The sequence below is a fragment of the Stenotrophomonas sp. 364 genome (assembly GCF_009832905.1).
Classification (GTDB): domain Bacteria; phylum Pseudomonadota; class Gammaproteobacteria; order Xanthomonadales; family Xanthomonadaceae; genus Stenotrophomonas; species Stenotrophomonas maltophilia_AP.
The window spans coordinates 1,697,811-1,718,952 of sequence record NZ_CP047135.1 but is presented as its reverse complement, the minus strand read 5'-3'; the positions used below and the strand labels follow the sequence as shown (position 1 = coordinate 1,718,952).

The 21,142-nt window shown below is 67.4% G+C and carries 14 protein-coding genes; 5 read left to right on the top strand and 9 right to left on the bottom strand.

From position 1 onward, the window contains the following. The first annotated feature begins 26 nt into the window (after nucleotides 1-26). From GQ674_RS08015 to mtnC, 4 genes are all read left to right on the top strand, one after another. Nucleotides 27-1,454 carry an amino acid permease gene (locus tag GQ674_RS08015; protein ID WP_159496636.1) on the top strand — a complete coding sequence of 476 codons (1,428 nt, stop codon included), beginning with the start codon at nucleotides 27-29 and terminating at the stop codon, nucleotides 1,452-1,454. Nucleotides 1,455-2,217: 763 nt separating this feature from the next. Next, the gene (locus tag GQ674_RS08010) at nucleotides 2,218-2,853 is read left to right on the top strand and encodes a methylthioribulose 1-phosphate dehydratase (RefSeq protein ID WP_137189368.1); all 636 of its coding nucleotides are present in this window, start codon (nucleotides 2,218-2,220) and stop codon (nucleotides 2,851-2,853) included. A 226-nt stretch (nucleotides 2,854-3,079) separates the two neighbouring features. Continuing rightward, nucleotides 3,080-3,643: an acireductone dioxygenase gene (locus GQ674_RS08005; RefSeq protein WP_159496635.1), complete on the top strand. Its 564-nt coding sequence runs from the start codon at nucleotides 3,080-3,082 to the stop codon at nucleotides 3,641-3,643. A 3-nt stretch (nucleotides 3,644-3,646) separates the two neighbouring features. Further along, nucleotides 3,647-4,345, top strand: coding sequence for an acireductone synthase (mtnC, locus tag GQ674_RS08000; protein ID WP_159496634.1), 699 nt, complete (start codon nucleotides 3,647-3,649; stop codon nucleotides 4,343-4,345). Nucleotides 4,346-4,474: 129 nt separating this feature from the next. Here the strand turns inward: mtnC and GQ674_RS07995 are convergent, their stop codons facing one another. From GQ674_RS07995 to GQ674_RS07970, 6 genes are all read right to left on the bottom strand, one after another. Further along, entirely contained in the window at nucleotides 4,475-7,147 is a 2,673-nt protein-coding gene (locus tag GQ674_RS07995) for a glycoside hydrolase family 2 protein (RefSeq protein WP_159496633.1), read from the bottom strand. Between the two features lie 88 nt (nucleotides 7,148-7,235). Then, nucleotides 7,236-8,429 (bottom strand): AGE family epimerase/isomerase, encoded by a 1,194-nt coding sequence (locus GQ674_RS07990; protein WP_159496632.1) that lies wholly within the window; start codon nucleotides 8,427-8,429, stop codon nucleotides 7,236-7,238. Next, on the bottom strand, nucleotides 8,426-9,421 hold the full coding sequence (locus tag GQ674_RS07985) for a carbohydrate kinase (protein ID WP_159496631.1): 996 nt from the start codon (nucleotides 9,419-9,421) through the stop codon (nucleotides 8,426-8,428). The genes GQ674_RS07990 and GQ674_RS07985 overlap by 4 nt, the downstream gene beginning before the upstream one ends. Nucleotides 9,422-9,428: 7 nt before the next feature. Further along, nucleotides 9,429-10,715, bottom strand: a complete 1,287-nt coding sequence (fucP, locus tag GQ674_RS07980; protein WP_236546282.1) for an L-fucose:H+ symporter permease — start codon at nucleotides 10,713-10,715, stop codon at nucleotides 9,429-9,431. Between the two features lie 68 nt (nucleotides 10,716-10,783). Then, nucleotides 10,784-11,830 (bottom strand): LacI family DNA-binding transcriptional regulator, encoded by a 1,047-nt coding sequence (locus tag GQ674_RS07975; RefSeq protein ID WP_038692249.1) that lies wholly within the window; start codon nucleotides 11,828-11,830, stop codon nucleotides 10,784-10,786. A 105-nt stretch (nucleotides 11,831-11,935) separates the two neighbouring features. After that, nucleotides 11,936-14,401 carry a GH92 family glycosyl hydrolase gene (locus tag GQ674_RS07970; protein ID WP_159496629.1) on the bottom strand — a complete coding sequence of 822 codons (2,466 nt, stop codon included), beginning with the start codon at nucleotides 14,399-14,401 and terminating at the stop codon, nucleotides 11,936-11,938. 616 nt (nucleotides 14,402-15,017) lie between these two features. Here GQ674_RS07970 and GQ674_RS07965 point away from each other — a divergent pair. Further along, nucleotides 15,018-18,107, top strand: coding sequence for a TonB-dependent receptor (locus tag GQ674_RS07965; protein WP_159496628.1), 3,090 nt, complete (start codon nucleotides 15,018-15,020; stop codon nucleotides 18,105-18,107). A 162-nt stretch (nucleotides 18,108-18,269) separates the two neighbouring features. Here GQ674_RS07965 and GQ674_RS07960 read toward each other — a convergent pair whose 3' ends face one another. The 3 genes from GQ674_RS07960 to GQ674_RS07950 are packed head-to-tail and all read right to left on the bottom strand — an operon-like array spanning nucleotide 18,270 to nucleotide 21,063. Further along, complete coding sequence (locus GQ674_RS07960; protein WP_159496627.1) at nucleotides 18,270-19,001, bottom strand: copper homeostasis protein CutC; 732 nt, start codon at nucleotides 18,999-19,001, stop codon at nucleotides 18,270-18,272. 2 nt (nucleotides 19,002-19,003) lie between these two features. Next, entirely contained in the window at nucleotides 19,004-20,002 is a 999-nt protein-coding gene (locus tag GQ674_RS07955; RefSeq protein WP_159496626.1) for a N(4)-(beta-N-acetylglucosaminyl)-L-asparaginase, read from the bottom strand. A 56-nt stretch (nucleotides 20,003-20,058) separates the two neighbouring features. Beyond that, nucleotides 20,059-21,063: a glucokinase gene (locus GQ674_RS07950; RefSeq protein ID WP_159496625.1), complete on the bottom strand. Its 1,005-nt coding sequence runs from the start codon at nucleotides 21,061-21,063 to the stop codon at nucleotides 20,059-20,061. Between the last annotated feature and the right edge of the window lie 79 nt (nucleotides 21,064-21,142).

Below are 21,142 nucleotides of genomic sequence, written 5' to 3'. Positions count from 1 at the left end.
ACGCTCCACGTACAAGAAACCACACCATGTTCAAGCAACTGTGGGCCACCAAGCACCCGCACGCCGCCCACGAAGACGCCAACGGCCTGAGCCTGCGCCGCACGCTCGGCCCCTGGGGGCTGACCGCGCTGGGTATCGGCGCGGTGATCGGCGGCGGCATCTTCGTGATCACCGGCCAGGCCGCGGCCAACCACGCCGGCCCGGCGATCATGCTGTCGTTCGTGCTCGCCGCGATCTGCTGCGCGTTCTGCGCGATGGCCTATGCCGAGTTCGCGGCGATGGTGCCGGTCTCCGGCAGCGCCTACACCTATACCTACGCCACCTTCGGCGAGCTGTCGGCCTGGTTCATCGGCTGGATGCTGGTGCTCGAATACGGCGTCTCGGCCTCGGCGGTGGCGGTCAGCTGGACCGGCTATTTCCTGAGCCTGCTCAGTCATTTCGACATCCACCTGCCGGCCGCGCTGGTCAGCGCACCGCTGGATGCGCAGTTGCGCCCGACCGGGGCGATCGCCAACATTCCGGCCGCGATCCTGGTGCTGCTGCTGACCTGGCTGTGTTACGTGGGGATCAGCAAATCCTCGGCGATGAACATGGCGATGGTGGTGCTCAAGACCGGGCTGATCATCCTGGTGATCGTCGCGGGCTGGAAGTACGTGGATCCCGCCAACTGGACGCCGTTCATCCCGGAGAACGCGGGACCGGGCAAGTACGGCTTCGAGGGGGTGCTGCGCGGTGCGGCGATGGTGTTCTTCGCCTACATCGGGTTCGAGGCGGTGTCGGTGGCGGCGCAGGAGTCGCACAAGCCGCAGCGTGACATGCCGATCGGCATGCTGTTGTCGCTGGTGATCTGCACGGTGCTGTACATCGCGATGGCGGCGGTGATGACCGGGCTGGTGCCGTACCAGCTGCTGGGCACCGACGAGCCGGTGGTGACGGCGGTGGCCGCGCACCCGCAGTTGGGCTGGTTGCGGATCGTGGTGGAGATCGGGGCACTGATCGGGTTGTCGTCGGTGGTGCTGGTGATGATCATCGGGCAGCCGCGTATTTTCATGATCATGGGGCGCGACGGATTGTTGCCGCCGGTGTTCACGAAGATTCATCCGAAGTACCGGACGCCGCACATCAATACGGTGATCACGGGGATCGGGATCGCGCTGCTGGCGGCGCTGTTTCCGCTGGATATCCTGGGCGAGCTGACGTCGATGGGCACGCTGATTGCGTTCGCGGCGGTGTGCGCGGGGGTGTTGATTCTGCGTCGTACGCAGCCGGACTTGCCGCGTCCGTTCCGGATGCCGATGGCGTGGTTGATCTGCAGTCTGGGGGTGCTGAGCTGTATCGCGCTGTTGACGGCGATGACGGCGCACAACTGGATGCTGATGGGGATCTGGACGGCGGTGGGCTTTGCGATCTACTTCGGGTACGGGTATCGGAATAGTCGGCTTGCCGGGAAGTAAGGGGGGGGTGCCGGGCCTGCGGCCCGGCTGCCCGCTTTTACTGCAAGTGCAACGGCAACGGCAACTGCGGCTCTGGGGGTGCTGTGGGGATGGCGGGACGGGGTGAGGCCGCGGGGGACGCCGCAAGTACGTCCTTGTAGGCTTGGTCGCCGCATCCATGCGGCTCACACCCCCGCAACCTCACCCCGCCCCACCCTCGACAGGTTCCGTGTGACGGTGCCAGGAGCCAACGCGGCGTTAGGGCTGGGTGGCTGTTGCCTGGTTTCATTGCTTCGGGTGATCGGGGGCGCTGGGGAAGGATGAAAATTGATGAGGGGTGACTGTTGGTCGCCGCTTTTCGACAGCGTGGTCCTTGATGGCCGATGTTCGGTGTTCGGTGATTGGCCACCAAAAATGCAATCGCGGTAGGTGACGACCGTTGGTCGTCACGCCTTGGAGCCGGCCACTGGCCGGCTTTGCTTTTTCTCCCCCCCACCCCACAACGCTGGCACGCGCCTCAGCGTGTGGGGGGCTGGGCGGGGTGGGGTTTGCGGGGGTGTGAGCCGCATGGGCCCGAGGCGTGCCTCGGGCGGGTTGGGCAGGACGCCCAACCCCGGTCTTGCCGTGTGCGCACGAGAGCGCACGCGCGCAAGCGGCGACCAAGCCTACAAGGACGTATTCACGGCGTCCCCCGCAAACCCCACCCCGCCCAGCCCAGCCCAGTCAGGAAAACGGATCTACGTAGTACCTGCTTTTACCGATCCACCCCGTTAAAATGCCAGCCATGAACACCTTCCCCTACGATACGGCGCGCCTGAGCGAGCTGGCCCAGGTGCTGATCGACAACGTGCGTGAGCTGGCCCAGGCGGGCTGGACGCCGGCGACCAGCAGCAACTTCTCCCATCGTCTGGATGATCGCCATGCGGCGATCACCGTGTCCGGCAAGGACAAGGGCCGGTTGGTGGAGGACGACATCATGGTGGTCGACTTCGACGGCAAGGCCGTGGGGCGTCCGCTGCGGCCGTCCGCCGAAACCCTGCTGCACACCCAGTTGTATCGCCGGTTCCCGGAAATCGGCTGCGTGCTGCACACCCACTCGCCCGTGCAGACCGTCGCCTCGCGCCTGTATGCGCCGCAGGGCCATATCCGCCTGGAAGGTTATGAGCTGCTCAAGGCCTTCCACGGCAACAGCACCCACGAAATGGCCATCGACGTGCCGGTGTTCGCCAACACCCAGGACATGGACGTGCTGTCGGCCCAGGTCGACGCGCTGCTCGACACCCAATGCCTGTGGGGCTACCTGATCGACGGCCACGGCCTGTACGCCTGGGGCCGCACCATGGCCGAAGCACGCCGCCACCTGGAAGCCTTCGAATTCCTGTTCCACTGCGAACTGGAACTGCGCAAACTGCGCGGCTGACCGGTACCGCCGCCCGGCTCCACGCGATCTCCGGGGCACAGCGGGTACCGCCGGCGGGCTCAACGCCCCCCCGGACCCGGTAGTGCCGGCCGCTCGGTGGCCACGGGTCCATGCAGATTCCTGAAGGGAATCTGTATTCTGCCCTTCACCATCAGCCTGCGGCCCCTTCCCCGGCGCTGCGCTGGTACCCTTTCCTTCCCCCTTTCTCCGCCTCACTGCCGCCGCCATGAGCCGACTCCGCATTTTTGACGACACCGCCCCGGACGCCCCGCTGTTCGACAGCCGCGAAGGCGCGGCGATCGCCGCCGAACTCAAGCAGATCGGCGTCACCTTCGAGCGCTGGCAAGCCACCCAGGAGGTCGCGCCCGGCGCGAGCCAGGAGGAGGTGTTCGCCGCCTACAAGGCCGACATCGACCGGCTGGTCGCCGAGCATGGGTTCAAGAGCGTGGACGTGGCCTCGATTGCCCCGGACAACCCCAACCGCGCCGAGCTGCGCAAGAAGTTCCTCGACGAACACTTCCACAAGGAAGACGAGGTGCGCTTCTTCGTGGCCGGCTCCGGCCTGTTCACGCTGCACCTGGACGGCAAGGTCTACGAGATCGAGTGCGTCAAGGACGACCTGATCGCCGTGCCCGATGGCATCACCCACTGGTTCGACATGGGCGAAGAGCCCAGCTTCGTGGCGATCCGCTTCTTCACCGAAGCCGACGGCTGGGTGGGCCATTTCACCGGCAGCGACATCGCCCAGCAGTTCCCGCGTTACCACCCCGCACAGCACCAGGCCGACTGATCCATGCCGCATCCGACCGTCATCCTCACCGATATCGAGGGCACCACCAGCAGCATTTCGTTCGTCAAGAATGTGCTGTTCCCGTATGCGCGCAAGGCCCTGCCGGCGTTCGTCGCCGCCCATGGCCAGCAGCCGGAGGTGCGCCGCTGGCTGGACGCGGTGGCCGCGGAGATCGGCGGCGCCTGCCAGGACAGCCTGATCGTGGAGACGCTGCAGGGCTGGATCGACCAGGACCGCAAGCACACCGCGCTGAAGGCGCTGCAGGGCATGATCTGGGAAAGCGGCTACCGCAACGGCGACTACAAGGCGCACTTCTACCCGGAAGTGGCAGCGGTGCTGAAGGGCTGGCATGCCGAAGGCAAGCCGCTGTACGTGTACTCGTCCGGCTCGGTGCCGGCGCAGAAGCAGTTCTTCGGCTTCAGCGAGGCCGGTGACCTGACCGGGCTGGTGTCGGGCTGGTTCGACACCGAAGTGGGCGGCAAGCGCGACGCCGACAGCTACCGCCACATCGTCAAGGCGATCGGGGTACCGGCGGGCCAGATCGTGTTCCTGTCCGACGTGGTCGAAGAGCTGGATGCCGCACGCGAGGCCGGCCTGCAGACCCGTCTGCTCGACCGCCTGGACGACTACCCGCTGCCGCGCAGCGGCGAGGCGACCCACGGCCACGACCGCGTCGAGAATTTCCAGCAGATTACGCTGTAGAGCGCACGGGCAGACCCGACCGGTAGACCTGACGGGTAGAGCCGACTGTTAGTCGGCTGACGCCATGCCGATCGAAGAAGAGCAGCCGACTAACAGTCGGCTCTACCGGTCGCCTCTACCGAATCGGCTCTACCGGTCGGCTGGCGCCATGCCAGGCGCCCGTCGCATTACATCCGCAAGCGAGGTAAAGCGCAGCGCATCACGCAGCGTGTCCAGGTCCGCCTCACTGCGCAGGCGGATGGTGACCGTCTCGCCCGGCACCAGGTCCAGCGCGTTGTCGTCCAGGGTGGCATCCAGGCCGTCGAAGTCGATCCACAGCGCACGCACCAGCTTCGGCGCACGCAGCGTCAGCACGGCACCCTCGCCGTCCGCGCGCAGCGCGCTGTCGATCTTCACCGGCGACAACGCCAGCGCCTTGGCCGCCACGAAATAGACCACCTGCCGCGACACCACCTGCGTGCCGTCCAGCAACTCGACCACCGCCACCGTGCCGGCGGGATCGGCCCCCTTCAACAGGTCCGCATCGGCGAACCGGCCCACCTCCAGCGCGGACAACGGCGGCACCGCAACGGTATCCCGCTGCTCGCTGCGCAGCCCGCCATCGAGATCCATCACCCGCATCCGCCACGTCGCCTGCAGCCCGTGTTGACGGTCGTTGAGCAGGCTGACCCGGGTTACGCCGTCGTCGCGCAGTGCGGCCACGGCCTGGTCCGCGAAGAAGCGCTTGGCATGGAAGTGCAGTGCCTTCCAGCGGCCCGCGTAGTCGATGCTGGACCACGACGCCCCCGGCCACACGTCGTTGAGCTGCCAGTACAGCGAGCCCATGGTGTACGGCCGCGACGCGCGGTGGTGCAGCGCGGCCAGCTGGATGCCGTCGGCCTGCATCACCTGGCTGAGGTACACGAACGCCGGGAAATCGCGTGGCGTGCCGTACTCCTCTTCGATGTACTTCATCAGGCGCTGGTTGCCCTCGCCCGCCATGAACTTCTGGTGGGCGCGTACCGTGGCGCTGTCCACCTGCTGCTCGGCGGCCGGAATGATACCCTCCAGCGTGCGCAGCGACGGCCATGCCTGCAGCCCGTATTCGGACATGAAGCGCGGGGTCTCGCGCAGGTACGCGGTCACCGGCAGCGCCGGGTTGCCCCATACCTGCCAGTAGTGCTTGTCGCCACGGGTGGAATCGTTGGCCTTGTCGTCCAGATCGTTGCTGGGCGAGCTGGACCAGTACGGCACGCCCAGACCTTCGTCGGCCACCACCTGGCGCAGGTCGTTGCCGAACAGGTCCACGTAGCCCTGCCATACCTTCGCCGCGAAGGCCGGGTCGGCAGCGGTCAGGTCACGGCCGTGGCCCCAGTCCTTCCAGGCGGTTTCTTCTTCGTTGTTGCCACACCACAGCACCACGCTGGGGTGGTGGCGCAGCCGGCGCACGTTGTCGCGCGCCTCCGCCACCACGTTGGCACGGAAGGCCGGATCGTAGCCGGGCTGCATGCCGCCGCCGAACATGAAGTCCTGCCAGACCAGCAGGCCCAGTTCGTCGGCGATGTCGAAGAACACATCATCCTCGTAGTACCCTCCGCCCCAGTTGCGCAGCATGTTCATGTTGGCGTCGCGCGCGGCGGTGAGTTCGCGGCGGATCCGCGCGGCGTCCACGCGGGCCGGGAACATGTCGAACGGAATCACGTTGGCGCCCTTGGCGAAAATCGGCACGCCGTTGATGACGAACGCAAAGCCCTGCCCGCCCTGGCGGTCCACCTCACGGCGCAGCTCCACGGTACGCAGGCCGATGCGCCGTTCGATGTGGCGCGCGTCCGCACCGCCCGGCCCCAGCGTGGCCCGCACGGTATAGCGTGCCTGCTCGCCCTGCCCGGCCGGCCACCAGCGGCGTGGCTGTTTCAACGCGACCGGCACGGTAATGGCGTTGTCGCCGGCCTGCAGCGCGGCGTCACGATCGATGCGGGCCACCGATACACCGTCCGGATCCAGCACCTCCACGCGCACTGCGGCAGAGCCACGTGCGGCGCTGTCCACCTGCACCGTGATCGCCAGGTCGGCCTGCGCGGCGTCCAGCGCGCGGGTCTGCACGGCCACGTCGGTCAGGCGCTGCCCGTTCCAGCTGTCCAGCTGCACCGCTCGCCAGATACCGGCCGTCACGTAACGCGGGCCCCAGTCCCAGCCGAAATGGTAGCCGGGCTTGCGCACGAAGTTGCCGACCATCGCGTCCTTGGGCTCGTCGCCGTACGGCGAGGGGTAGTTGCCGGCGATCTTGTGCGGCATCGCCTGGACGCCTGGCAGCAACGTGGTGATCGGGGACCGCAGCACGATGCGCAGCTCATTGCCGGTGGCACGCAACCGGCCGTCCACCCGCGCGCGCCAGGTGCGGTGGCTGTTGTTGGCCTGCAGCAGCGGCTGCCCGTTCAAACTCAGCGTGGCGAACGTGTCCAGGCCGTCGAATGCCAGCTCGGCATGCGCACGCGCCAGCGTGGCCGCGTCCACGTCGAAGCGGGCGCGGTATTCCCAATCGGCCAGCCCGATCCACTGCAGGCCTGCCTCCGGCGCGCCCACGTAGGGATCGGCGATCAGACCCTGCGCAAGCAGGTCGGTGTGCACCGCCCCGGGCACCTGTGCCGGGCGCCACTGCTGCAGGCCGGGATGCGCGGCACCGCGCGCGTCACCGGGCAGCAGGCGGAATGACCAGTCCGCCGCCAACGGCGCGGCAGCCACGGGCAGTGCCCATGCTGCCAGCAGAACCAGCATCAGCCAGCGGGCCGGTGCAACGACATGGAAACGGCGGTGCGCGCGCATGGTGGCCTGCCTGGTTGTGGGAGCAGCCGACCAACGGTCGGCTCTACCGGGGTGTTGGAGCAGCCGACCGACGGTCGGCTCTGCCGATTCAGCGGACCACGTTGAGTACTTCGTAGCACGCGCCCATGGTGTGGTAATCGGTCTTGCCCGCCGGGCTTTTCTCGTCGCTGTAGGACCGGTTGTCCGCATCCAGGATGCGGTACCAGGCGCCGTAACGGTGGTCGATCATGTGCTGCCAGGCATAGCCCCACAGCCGGTCGTACCAGTCCCAGTACTGCGCCTCGCCGGTCCGCTTGGCCAGCAGCGCCGCGGTGGCCAGCGACTCGGCCTGCACCCAGAAGTACTTGTCGCCGTCGCACACAGTGCCGTCCGGCGCAAAGCCGTAGTACAGGCCACCGCGCTCGGCGTCCCAGCTGCGCGCCACGGCCACGTCGAACAGGTGGCGGGCGGTGGGCACCAGCCAGTCGGCCTGCACGTGGCGGTCCAGGATCAGCAGCAGCTTGGCCCACTCGGTCTGGTGGCCGGGCTGGAAGCCCCACGGGCGGAACAGGTGCTTGGGGTTGTCGCGGTTGTAGTCCCAGTCGATCTGCCACTGGCGGTCGTAGTGCTCCCACACCAGCCCATCGGCCTGGGCGGCCTGGCGGCGGGTCATGTGGTCGGCCAGCAGCAGCGCGCGTTCCAGGTAGCGCTGTTCGCCGCTGGCTTCGAAGGCGGCCAGCATCGCTTCGCACATGTGCATGTTGGCGTTCTGGCCGCGGTAGTCGCTGAAGGTCCAGTTCGCGTCTGCCTCGTCCTTGTACAGGCCGAACGACGGCTCCCAGAAGCGCAGCTCCAGCAGCTGCCAGGTTTCATCCATCCAGCCGCGCGCGTCACTGATGCCCGCCTTCAGCGCGCAGCTGTAGGCCAGCAACACGAACGCCACGCCGTAGCAGTGGTTGGTGGCGTCTTCGACCACGCCATCACGCAGGGTCCAGGCGTAGCCGCCGGTGGCCGGGTTGCGGTGCACCTGGCGCAGGTAGCGCAGGCCGTGCTCGACCGCCGCCAGATCCTCGGGCTTGCCGAATTCGCGGTAGGCCATCGCGTGGTTGAACACGAAGCGGGTGCTGCTTACCAGGTGGCGATGGCGGGTGTCGTACACGCTGCCATCGTCACGGTAGTAGTGGAAGAAGCCGCCGTCAGGGTCGATCTCATGCGGCTGGTAGAAGGCCATGGTCTGCGCGATATGGGCGCGCAGGAACGCAGGCGAACGGAAATCGGGGGTCGGCGGAACCGGCGTGGTCATGCGGCGTCTTCCTGTTGTTGCTGCAGCAGCTGGTGGACTTCATCAAGGCTGGGCATGGCGGCGAACGCGCCCTTGCGGGTCACGGCCAGTGCCCCCACCGCCGCACCGAAGCGGATGGCCCCAGTCAGGGCGGACGGGTCCTGGCAGAACGTGGCGAAGGCACTGCCGTCGCCACCGCGCTCGCCGATGCCGAACAGCAAACCGCCCACGAACGCGTCGCCTGCCGCGGTGGAATCCACCGTCTGCACGCGGAAGCCGGTGAGCACGCCCTCCGCATGGCGGGTGTGCCAGCGGATCGGGGCGGCGCCGTCGGTGATCACCACCGCCTGGGCCTGCGCGCCCAGCAGCCGTGCAATGACGGCGTCGCCGCCACCCGCGTGTGCGGCGGCCAGGTAATCCAGTTCCTCGCGCGACAGCTTGACCAGCTCGCCCAGCTGCAGGGCCTCCCACAGCCGCGGCAGCGGGTCCACGCCGGCCGGCCACAGCGCGGGGCGCAGGTTGAGGTCGATGCTGACCATGGCGCCGGCGGCGCGCGCGCGGCGCATGCCGTCCAGCGTGGCTTCGGCGATCTCCGCTTCGGTCAGGCTGTTGGAACACACATGGAAACTGCGCGTGCCGGCGAAGCAGTTGGGATGGAAGTGGCTGCTGCGGAACAGCAGGTCTGCCGCCGGCGGGCGGTAGAAGCTGAAGCTGCGCTCGCCGTGCGCGTCCAGGGCCACGAACGCCAGCGCGGTCTTGGCCGCGTCGGTGCGCACGATGCAGTCGGTGGCCACGCCCGCATCGGCCAGGCTTTCGGCGAGGAAGTCACCGAACATGTCCTGGCCGAGCATGCCGGTGAAATGGGTGTCGGCCCCCAACCGTGCCGCCGCGACGGCAACATTGGCCGGTGCACCACCGGCGTATTGCAGGAACGCACGCGGCGTGTCCGGCGTGGCCGGCGGCTGGGCAAGTAGATCGATCAAAATCTCGCCGAAACAGACAATCTTGCTCATTCGGGCCTCAGGCTCCCTGGCGGAATGCGGCGCTCGGGCGCGAACCCGACAGGCCATAGAAAATGATGTAGCCGTAGCAGACCAGCGGCAGGATGAAGGACGGCTGCAGCCCGATATGGTCGGCCAGGACGCCCTGCAGGTACGGCACCACGGCGCCGCCCACGATGGCCATGATCAACAGGCTGGACGCCTTGTTGGTCAGCGGTCCCAGGCGCTCGATGCTGAGCGCGAAGATGGTCGGGAACATGATCGAGTTGAACAGGCCGACCGCTACCACCGAATACAGCGACACGTGACCCGAGCCGAGCATGGTCAGTGCCAGCAGCAGCACGTTGACGACCGCAAACAGGGTCAGCAGCAGGCGCGGCGAGAACCGCGTCATGATCGCCGAGCCGGCAAAACGCCCGATCATCGCCAGCGTCCAGTACGCCGACACGTAATGGGTGGCCTGCTGCTCGGTGAAGCCGCCGATGGACGGCATCGATAGGTAGTTCACCAGGAAGCTGCCGATCGACACTTCGGCGCCCACGTAGAAGAAGATCGCCAGCACGCCGAACAACACGTGCTTGTGGCGCAGCGCATCCATCAGGGTATGCGTGCCGCTGTCGGCCTGTTCGGTGGTTTCGGTCAGCGCCGGCAGGCGGAACAGGTAAACGAAGATGGCCAGCAGCGCCAGCGCGATCGCCAGGCCCACGTACGGGCCCTGCACCGACTGCGCTTCCTGCACGCGGTACGCGATCTGCTCGGCCGAGGGCAGCGCGGCGATCTCATCGGCGCTCTTGACCGTGTTGCCGAGGATCAGCAGCCCGCCGAAGATCGGCGCGATCGCCGTGCCCAGCGAGTTCAACGCTTGGGCCAGGGTCAACCGGCTCGAAGCGGTCTGTTCCGGTCCCAGCAGCGCCACGTACGGGTTGGCCGCCACCTGCAGCACGGTGATGCCGGTGGCCAGCACGAACAGTGCGCCCAGGAAGGCTTCATACACGCGCAGTTCGGCGGCCGGCCAGAAGCCGAGTGCGCCGACGCCCGCGATGGCCAGGCCGGCCACGATGCCCTTCTTGTAGCCCAGGTGCGCCACCAGCCGCCCGGCCGGCAGCGACATCAGGAAGTAGGTGCCGAAGAAGGTGAACTGCACCAGCATCGCCTTGGCGTAGTTCAGTTCGAACACCGCCTTCAGGTGCGGGATCAGGATGTCGTTGAGGCAGGTCAGAAAGCCCCACATGAAGAAGATCGTGGTGGCCACGGCCAGGGCCATGCGCGTGTTGACCACGGGCGCGGACGAAGACGAGGCAGGCAGTCGGGGCGTTGGAGAAATGGGCATTCAGGTACGCGCCTCGTTGCGCGGGCAGGTAAAGGGAAACGCCATCACGCGGCCACCGGGCCGCTGCTGGCGCGGATGCGCAGTTGTACGGGCGCCACGGTGCGTTGTGGCGCGGCGTCGGGGTGGTCCAGGCGCTGCAGCAGCAGTTCGGCCGCCTGGCGGCCGCGCTCGCGCGGGTTCACGGTGAGCGTGGTCAGCGGCGGCAAGGCCACCGCCGCTTCGGAGATATCATCGAAACCGGTGACGGCGAAGTCCACGCCGGGGCGCACCCCGCGCGAGGCCAGGCCCAGCATCAGCCCGAGTGCAACGCTGTCGTTGTAGCAGACCGCCGCGGTCGGTGCCGGCACGCGCGCGAACAGTTCTTCGCTGCGCGCCGCCGCTTCCAGGCGGCTGGGGGCCGACTCGATCAGCCAGTCCGGGTGCAGCTCCCTGCCCGCTTCGGCCAGTGCCTGCGCGTAGCCCAACCGGCGCTGGTGGCAGGAGCTGGAATCGGCATGGCCACCGAAGAAGGCGATGCGCTCGTGCCCGCGCTCGATCAGGTGGCGGGTGGCCAGGTAGGCCCCCTGCTGGTTGTCCAGGGTCAGGAAATCCCAGTCGGCACCCGGCGGTTCGCGGTTGAACAGCAGGACGTTGGCGTTGAAGCCCAGCACCTGGCGCAGTTCGGCTGCATCGCTGCCTTCGGCCGGCGACAGGATCAATCCGGCCGGGGTGTGTTCCATCAACGTGGTCAGCACCGCCTGCTGCCGCTGCGGCGATTCGCCGGTGCTGCCCAGGAGGGTCACGAAACCCTTCGCACCCAGGGCCTCGTCCACCCCGGAGGCGAATTCGGCGAAGAACGGGTTGGACAGGTCGTTGATCACCAGGGCCACGCTGGACGAGGTGCGGCGGCGCAGGTTGGCCGCGCCCCGGTTGTAGACATAGCGCTGGCGGCGAAGCTCGGCCTCGACCTTGGCGCGGGTGTCGACATTGACCAACGGGCTGCCACGCAGCACCAGCGACACGGTCGCCCGCGACACGCCGATGGCTTCGGCGATATCGGTCACGGTGACGGCGCGCGTGCCCTTGCCCGCTGGTTTGACCTTGTCGTTCATGGTGTCTGCCCGGTCCTTGTCATCCGGCAAGCGTAAACGATCGCATCGGCCAGCGGACCGCGCCCCTGCACGCAGCTGGATGGCGACCGCCGCCGATGCAACGCTTCATTCCAGCACCGCCCCCGGGGTAGCGCAGAACGAGCGCGGCAGCGCGTCGACCTGGGTGCCCCAGCCACGGGTGGGCGCCTGCGCAGCCAGCGCGAAGTCGATGCGACCGCCCTGCTGCAGCCGGGTCCAGTCCAGCCACACCGGGGCATGGTCTTTGCCGTCCACGCGCACGCCCTGCACATACTGCAGCGTGCGCCCATCGGCACCGTCGGCGGCCAAGGTCAGCGTGCGGCCGGTGCCCAGGTCCACCTCCACCTGGGTGAAGCGCGGGGTATGCAGCAGGAACTGGCCACTGCCCGGCACCGCCGGGTACAGGCCGATCGCGCTGAACAGGTACCACGCCGACATCGTGCCCAGGTCATCGTTGCCGGTGACGCCGTTGGGGGCGTTGGTGAACAGCTGCTGCGCGGCACGTACCACGGTGGCGGTCTTCCACGGCTGGCCGATCAGCGTGTACATCCACGGCGCATGCAGGTCCGGTTCGTTGTTGGGGTTGTAGCGGTACTGGTTGTAGTAGCTGTACGGGCCCACCACCCATTCCTTGCGCGCGGCGGTCAGCGGCGACTGCACCAGCGCGTCGTAGGCGAAGAACGCATCCAGGCGCTTGCCGGCCTGTTCGCGGCCGTGCATGGCCTGCACCAGCCCCGGCACGTCCTGCTGCGCCAGCCACTGGTACTGCCACGCGGTGCCCTCATGGAAGCCATGGTGCGAGCGCGGGCTGTAGAGGCCGTCGGACGGCACGTACCACTTGCCGTCGTCCATGCGCGGACGCGGGAAGCCGCTCATGCCGGTCTCCTCATCGCGCACCTGCGGGTCCCACAACTTGTGCCAGTTGCCGCCCCTCGCGCGCAGCGTGCTGGCATCGTCGGCGTGGCCCAGGCCATCGGCCATCTGCGCCAGCGCGCAGTCGGCCAGTGCGTATTCCAGCGTGGCCGAGCCGCCGTGGTGCGGGTCCACGTCCATGCCCTTGGAGGGGAACGCGCGGTCGTAGGCGACGTAGCCGTTGTCCACGTACCCGGGGTTGCCCGACCGGCCGGCATGCCGCGAGTTCAGCGGCGGCTGCTCGAAGGCGTTGCGACGCAGCGCGGTGTAGGCCTCGCCCTCGCGCCCGGCCAGCGCGCCGAAGCGCCACAGGTCGACCAGGAACGGGGTGACCGGGTCGCCGGTCATGATGTTGGTTTCAAAATTGGCGTAACCCCAGCGCGGCAGCCAGCCACCCTGTTCGTTGATGGCCAGCAGGCTGCGGCCGATGTCGCGCGCCACCTGCGGGCGGGTCAGGGCCAGCCACTGGTTCTGTGCGCGATAGGTATCCCACAGCGAGAAATACTCGTAGTAGGTCCAGCCGTCGGCGCGATGGATCGCGTCGTCGTAGCCACGGTAGCGCCCGTCGGCATCGCTGCCGGTCAGCGGCTGCAGCAGCGCGTGGTACAGCGCCGAATAGAACACGGTGCGGTCGTCAGGGGTGCCGCCCTGCACGCGCGTCGTGGCCAGCTCGCGGCGCCACTGCTGCTGCGACTGGCTGCGCATCTGCTCGAAGCCGAGCAGCTTGCCGCCCTGCATGCCCTCGCTGCGCAGGTTGTTGCGCGCGCCTTCTGCGTCCACGTGCGAGATGGCGCTGATCGCGGTAACCGTGCGGTTCTTGCCGGTATCGAAACTCAACCAGGCCCCGCTGGGCTTCTGTTCGCCCTCCATGCGGTGGCGCGCGCCGGCCAGGCCGCCTTCTTCGCCCCAGGTGCCGAACGCCTTGAACGGGCGGTCGAACTCGAGACGGAACCAGGTGGTGTACTGGTGGCCGCCGCAGAAGCTCTTGGTAACCAGCTTGCCTTCCACCACGCGATCGCCCACCACGTCGATCACGCTGCCGATCACCGAATGGCGCTCGTTGGCCTGGCCCACGTTGACCAGCACGTGGCCGGTGCCGGCGTCGACCGGGAAGGTGTAGCGCTCGGCGGCGGCACGGGTACGCGCGGTGGCTTCGGCATCGATGCCGCCGTAGCCGGTCAGGCGCACCTTGTAGTAGCCGGCCTGGCCGATCTCACCATCGTGGGTGTACGGGGACGCGTAGCGCTTGTGGTCGAAGCTCTTGGCATCGTCGGTGTTGAAGTCGCCGCCCTTGCCGATGCTGCCGGTGACCGGCAGCACCGACACCTGGCCGCCCTGCTCCCAGCACCCGGCCCCGGACAGGAACGAATGGCCGAACCCGCGGATCTTCGGGTCGTCGTAGCGCCAGCCGGCGTAGTGCTCGCCGATCGGGCTGACCTGGATCAGGCCGAACGGTGCCGATGCCCCCGGGAAGGTGTTGCCGTCATCCTTGCTGCCGATGAAGGTGTTGACCTCGCGCTCCAGCGCGACCGGGGCGGCGGCCTGCAGTACCGGCGCAAAGGCCAGCGCGAGCAGGCAAGCCAGGCGCGGCAGTGGGCGGCGCAAGGGGGTAACGGCGATGACGGACGGCAGTCGGCGCATGCGTGGATCCTGTGGGTCGATGTCGGTACGGCAGACGGAAAAAGGCACGGCGGATGCCCGCCATGGCGTGCCAGCCACTCCCCCGCTGGCACCTGTCCAGATCCACGTTGACGTGAATTTAGATCGATTCAAGTAAAGCACGGAGATTTCGGCGGATGCATTCTGCGGCGCAACATGGCGAGCTGTTTTTTCGTCCAGGAGGGCGGCCAAGGCCGTCGTTGCAGAGCCTGGCGCCGAGAACCCGCCTCCACCGGCGCCTGCAGTTCCAGCAGAAGCGGTTTTTTACGTTGGGAGGATCGACCAACGGCCCCGCCTCCGCCGTCCTGCGCAAGAAAACGTTTTCACTCCTTCGACCTCATTAGCCCGGTTCCCTGCCGGCCTTGGCCATATTGCGGAGCAGCATGCTTCCCTGCCGAACCCGTGCTAAAAATTCCCCGCCAATCGTTTAGATCGATCCAACTTCAAACGGTCACGATTGCCGGAGCGGTGGGTGGGGGCCCACCAGGCTGCATGCGGGACGCACGGGAGCTCAGCGCTGGCAACAGCTCTCCCAAAACATTAGATCGATTCAACAACGTATCGCCACCGTTTCAATCCAGGAGAGGGAGAGAGTGGAATGAACAAGATGTCCCGCATGCGCAACCGCGACACGCTGTCGGCCGCCATTACCGCCACGCTGTTCGCCGCCGCGATGGTGCCCGCCAGTGCCTTCGCACAGCAGGCCAGCCCCGCTTCGTCGCCGGAGGCCACCACGCTCGACAGCGTGAACGTCACCGGCTATCGCTACGCCATCGAAAAGAGTCTGCAGCAGAAGCGCGACGCCAACGCCGTTGTCGAAGTGATCACCGCCGAAGACGTCGGCAAGTTCCCCGACAAAAACGTGGCCGATGCCCTGCAGCGCGTGCCGGGCGTGATCATCGAGCGCAGCGGTGGCGAAGGCAAAAGCGTGAGCGTGCGCGGCCTGGATCCGGACCTGACCCTGACCCAGTTGAACGGCAACTACGTGGCCACGTCGGAGACCAACGACGAAGCCAGCCGTTCGTTCAACTACACCCTGCTGCCGGCCAACATGCTGTCCAGCGCCGAGCTGTTCAAATCGCCCGAGGCGCGCCTGGACGAAGGCGGCATCGGCGGCACGGTGATCCTGCACACGCGGCGGCCGCTGGACATGGAAGCCAACTCGGGCTACGTGAACCTGGAAGGCACCTCCTCGGACACCAGCCACGACGTAGATCCCCAGGCCTCGGCGCTGTACTCCTGGCACAGCCAGGACGAGCGCTTCGGCGTGCTGGTCGGCGCAACCAAGCAGAAGCGCACCAGCCGCACCATGCAGGCCAGTACCGAAGACTACCAGTGGTACGGCAACGGCACCGATGCGGTGAATGCGTATGGCACCCCGCAGTTGCAGGACGGCATCCACTACTGGTGGGGCCAGTCGGGCTTCAATGACCAGAGCGGGCGCAACTACAGCGAGTTCTTCATGCCCACCTCGGTGAACTTCGCGGTGAAGGAAGAAGACCGCCAGCGTACCGGCGGGCAGTTCACCTTCCAGTTCAAGCCGGTCGACAACCTCACCCTGACCGCGAACTACTTCCGCTTCGAGCTGGAAGGCAACTACACCCAGAACATGCTCAAGGTGCCCGAGTGGAACCTGGCCCGCTTCAACGGGGACGGCAACTGGGCCGGCGGGCGCCTGCTCAACGGGCTGACCTTCGATCCCAGCGGCAGCATCGTCACCGGTGCCGAGTATGAAAAGCTGGCCGGCAAAACCTATTACTGCAGCGAACAGCAGGCCGCGGCCGCCGGCCTGCCGCCGGGTGGCTGGGGCCCGGATGACTGCACCATCCCCACCCCGCAGCTGACCGGTACCTACAGCAAGGAAAAAGCACTCTCGCAGACCGCCGACCTCAGCGTTGAGTGGGACATCAGCCCGCTGTGGAAGGCCTCCTTCACCGGCGGTCGCACCTGGTCCGAAGGCGGCCCGTCGATGAACTTCGGCATGTCGGCCAAGCCGCGCCGCCAGGTGGATGGCGTGTGGCAGTCCGGCAACCAGTACACCGCGTGGGATGTCAGTGGCACTCCGTCGGTGACCTTCTCGCCGGACCTGCAGCAGCAGCTGATGAACGGCGTGGCCGAGATCGATACCGGGTCCACCGGTTCGTCGTGGATGCAGACCGAGGTCAAGCAGAGCTACTTCCAGGCCGATGTGACCAAGCTGTTTGAAAGCGGCTGGCTGGACTCCATCCAGTTCGGCGCCAAGTACCGCGATGGCGACGTGCACCGCAACACCGGCAACACCTACTGGGTGTGCCAGGGCAAGGACCCGGCCGACTACGACAACAACCGGTACCAGGCCGGCTGCGATGCCACCGCCGGTGTCGCCCAGCCGGGCTTCTTCCTGTCCAACCCGATCAGCAACATCACCGGCGGCTTCAATGCCAACGTGTTCCCGGGGATCAACTACCCGGCATACATCGATTACCTCAACGACAAGTACGGCGGCTCATACAGCCGCAAGGAAGACGACTTCGTCTACAACGTCAACGAGAAGGTCTTTGCCGGTTACTTCCAGGCCAACTTCCGCACCGAGCGCGTGCGCGGCAACGTCGGCGTGCGCGTGGTCAGGACCAAGCAGTTCGCAGAATCCAGCGATTCGGTGGAAAAGTTCAACGACTACTTCCAGGACAACGCAGCCGGCGCGCCGATGGACTGCAATGACCCGGCGGCTGGTGCGCTGATCGGCTCCAATACCGGGTATGTGTGCCAGAGCGGTTTCGTGCGCCTGCCCGATGGCCTGGCGCGCGAGAAGACCTACGCGTTCACCTCGCTGGAGAAGACCTACACCGACATCCTGCCGAGCTTCAACATCGCCTGGGACATCACCGACAACCTGGTGCTGCGTGGCGCGGCCTCCAAGGTGATCGCCCGCCCCAGCTACACCAGCATCGCCGCACCGGGTGCGCTGAACTACATCAGCGAGGAGTACAGCAACGACCGCCGCGTGGCCGGCGGCACCGACACCCCCGGCTGGTACGGCCATGGCAGCAACAAGAACCTGGAACCGTTCGAGGCCACCCAGGTCGACATCGGCCTGGAGTGGTACTTCAAGCCCGGCGCGGTGGCTGGCATCGGTCTGTTCCGCAAGAACGTCGACAACTTCACCGTGCCGGTGATCCGCGACCAGCAGATGACCGTGGGCGGCGAAACGGTCACCGTGCAGAAGTACGAAACGCAGGCCAATGGCCGCGACGGCGTCTCGCAGGGCGTGGAACTGTATGGCCAGTACACCTTCGACAGGGGCTTCGGCATCCAGGCCAACTACACCTACAACGACACCAACCTGGCCGCCATCGTGCTGGACGGCGAGAACATCGGCGAGTCGCCGCTGGTGGGCAGCGCCAAGAACCAGGCCAATATCACCGTGTTCTACGAGAACGAGACGTTCCTGGCACGCGCCTCCTACAACCGGCGCGGCGAAGTGGTGGGCGGTCCGGTCAACGGCATGAGTCAGTACTTCGAACCCTACGACCAGCTTGATCTCAACGTGGCCTACAACTTCACCGATGCGCTGACCTTCACCGCTTCGGTGCTCAATGCCACCAAGTCCGAGCAGCGCATCAACCTGGGCAACGACACCACCGCGCGCCTGATCTCCAACACCTACACCGGTCGCCAGTTGTACTTCGGCGTGAACTACAAGTTCTAGGCGTCACCCGCCCCCGCCTCCGGGCGGGGCAACGGTCCTCCACGGCAGCCGCGCTGGTACAGGTGGCTGCCGTTTTTTGTGGTGGCGCACAGTGCCGACTCCGTCCCGCGGCGGGCACGTTTACCGAGCAGCCACCCATGGGTGGCTGCACCCGTCACTTCGTCAGATCGCATCCAGCGCGGCGCGCAACGCGGCGACTTCGCCGGCTTCGGTAACGGTCCAATCCGGCGACAGACCCACCAGGGCCGGGTTGTGGTGGCGCATCGCCGAACGTTGCGCGGCCTTGGCCGACGCGTGCAGTTCGACGCACCCCGTGCGTGCGGCCACCGCGGCGATGTTGCGTGCGTTGAGCCCTGCGCCGGCCATCACGCTGATGCGTGCGTTCGACTGCGCCACCAGCGCGGCCAATGTGTCCGCGCCCGCTTCCGCGCTGGCCTGGCCACCCGAGGTCAGCACCCGCTGGCAGCCCAGGGCGATCACCTGTTCCAACGCGGCCGGCAGGTCGCGCGCGGCATCGAAGGCGCGATGGAACGTCACCTGCAGCGGCCCGGCAGCCGACACCAGCATCTGGCACAGCACCGTATCCACGTTGCCGTCGGCGTCCAGCGCGCCGATCACCACGCCATCGCAGCCCAGCTGCCGGCAGTGGGCGATATCGCGCAGCATGATTTCCGCCTCGAGCGCCCCGTAGTGGAAGTCACCAGGGCGCGCGCGGATCAATACGAACAACGGAATGCGCAGGCGCTCGCGGGCCACGGCGATGCTGCCGTACGACGGCGTGGTGCCGCCCTCGGCGAGGTTGTCGAACAACTCGATGCGATCGGCCCCGCCGGCCTGCGCGGCCAACGCGGAGGCTACCGAATTGGAGGCGATTTCCAGCAGCCGCCGCACCATGCTCAGGTCTGCTCGCTGGCGTAGACCGAGGCGGAATCACGCAGGTCGTCCTGGCGATCGGTGTCGCAGACCGCATAGACGAAGCCGCGGTGCAACGCATACGCGCCGACCTGGCCCTGCTTGTCCAGCGCCAGGAAGCACACCTGCAGGGTCTTGCTGGCCTCGGGGCGTTTGCGTACCAGCCGGGCAATCGCCTCGCGGCAGGCCTCGGCGGGCGAGCGCCCCTGGCGCATCAGCTCCACCACCAGGAACGAGGCGGCGTTGCGCATCATCTCTTCGCCCACCCCCGACGCCGTCGCCCCGCCCACCTCGTTGTCCACGTACAGGCCAGCGCCGATGATCGGGCTGTCGCCCACGCGGCCGTGCAGCTTCCAGGCCATGCCACTGGTGGTGCAGGCACCGGCCAGACGGCCGTTGGCGTCGATGGCCAGCATGCCCAGGGTGTCGTGGTTGCTGCTGTCGCCCGGACGCCCGCGGCGCTCGACGTTGATCTCCGGCGTGTACTGCGCGGTCCTCAACCAGTCGCGCCATGCCTTCTCGGCGGCGGGCGTGAGCAGCTTCTGGCGCTCGAAGCCCTGCGCCACCGCGAACTGCTGCGCTCCCTCCCCGACCAGCATCACGTGCGGGGTGTTTTCCATGACTTTGCGTGCCACTGACACCGGATGCAGGATGTCGGTCAGCGCCGCCACCGATCCACAGCGGCCATCGCCGTCCATGATGCTGGCATCGAGGCTGAGCACACCGTCGCGATCGGGATTGCCGCAGCGGCCCACGGTGGGGTTGCACAACTCGCTTTCAGCCCAGCGCGCGCCAGCTTCCACCGCGTCCAGTGCGCTGCCGCCGCCCGCCAAGACCTTCCACGCCGCCTGGTTGGCGCCCACGCCAAAGTCCCAGGTGGACACCACCCGCGCGCCACTGGCCGCCCGCGCGCCCGCACGCGGCAAGGCCAGCGCGCCTGCGGCCAGCACACCGGCCTGGAGGAACTGCCTGCGATCGGTCATCCCACCCACTCCCTGCAAGATCTGTCATCGAGCCGCCCGCCAACCGGGCGGAAGCGTCATGCCACGGCGCGTCCGTGGCGCGCGGCGTGCCAGACCGCCGCACCCAGCATGCCCAGTTCGCCATGTTCCACCCGCCACACCGGCACCTGGGCCAGCACCCGGCCCATCACACCCTTGGCCAGGAACCGCGCCTGGAAGCCGCCCGCGTGCAGGAAATGCGCGATGCGCGGCGGAATGCCGCCCACCAGGTACACCGAACGCGCACCGAAGGTAATGGCGAGGTCGCCGGCGAGGCTGCCCAGCCATGCGCTGAACACCTCCAGCGTTTCCACCGCCACCGGGTCGTCGCCCAGATGCGCCGCGGCGATCAGCTGTTCGGGCGTGTTCCATTGGGGTGCCACGCCACGAAGGCCGCACAGACACGGATACAGATTCATCAGGCCGCTGCCGGACAGGATGCGCTCCTGGTCCACGTGCGCCCAGCGCTGCTGCATCTGCCGCAGGATCTCCAGTTCCAGTTCCGTGCCGGCCGTAAGCGCGGCATGGCCCGCTTCGCTGGCCAGCACCGGTTGATGCCCGCCCTGGAAACGCAGCGCCGCGCCCAGCCCGGTGCCCGGGCCCAGCACCAGCGCCGGCCAACGCGAGCCGCCCTCGGGCTCGCCGTTGAGCGGCACCAAGGTATCGGGCTGCACATGCGGGATCGCGTAGGCGACCGCTTCGAAATCATTGATCAGCGCCAGCGAACGCAGGCCGGCCTGGGTGCGCGTGTCGGCCACCGACACCGGCCACGGCAGGTTGGTGTTGACCAGGTGGTCGCCTTCCAGCAGCCCGGCGATCGCCACCACGGCGTTGTCCAGCGGCTGCCCGGCGCTGGCGATGAAATCGGCCAGGATAGCGGCCAGGCTGGCAAACGCGGCGCAGCTGTAACGGCGCAGGCCAACCAGCTGCGGCGGCTGACCGGCACGCAGTTCGGCCACGGCCAGGCGCGCGAACGTTCCCCCGACGTCGGCGACAAGCAGCGTTTCAACAGACGATGCCCGACCGGGTGTCAGCAGGGACACATCGGACGGGGCCGGAGGATGCTCCGGAAACGGTACCGCAACGCTCACTCGCAGGCCTTGGCTGGGGTCGAATAACCCG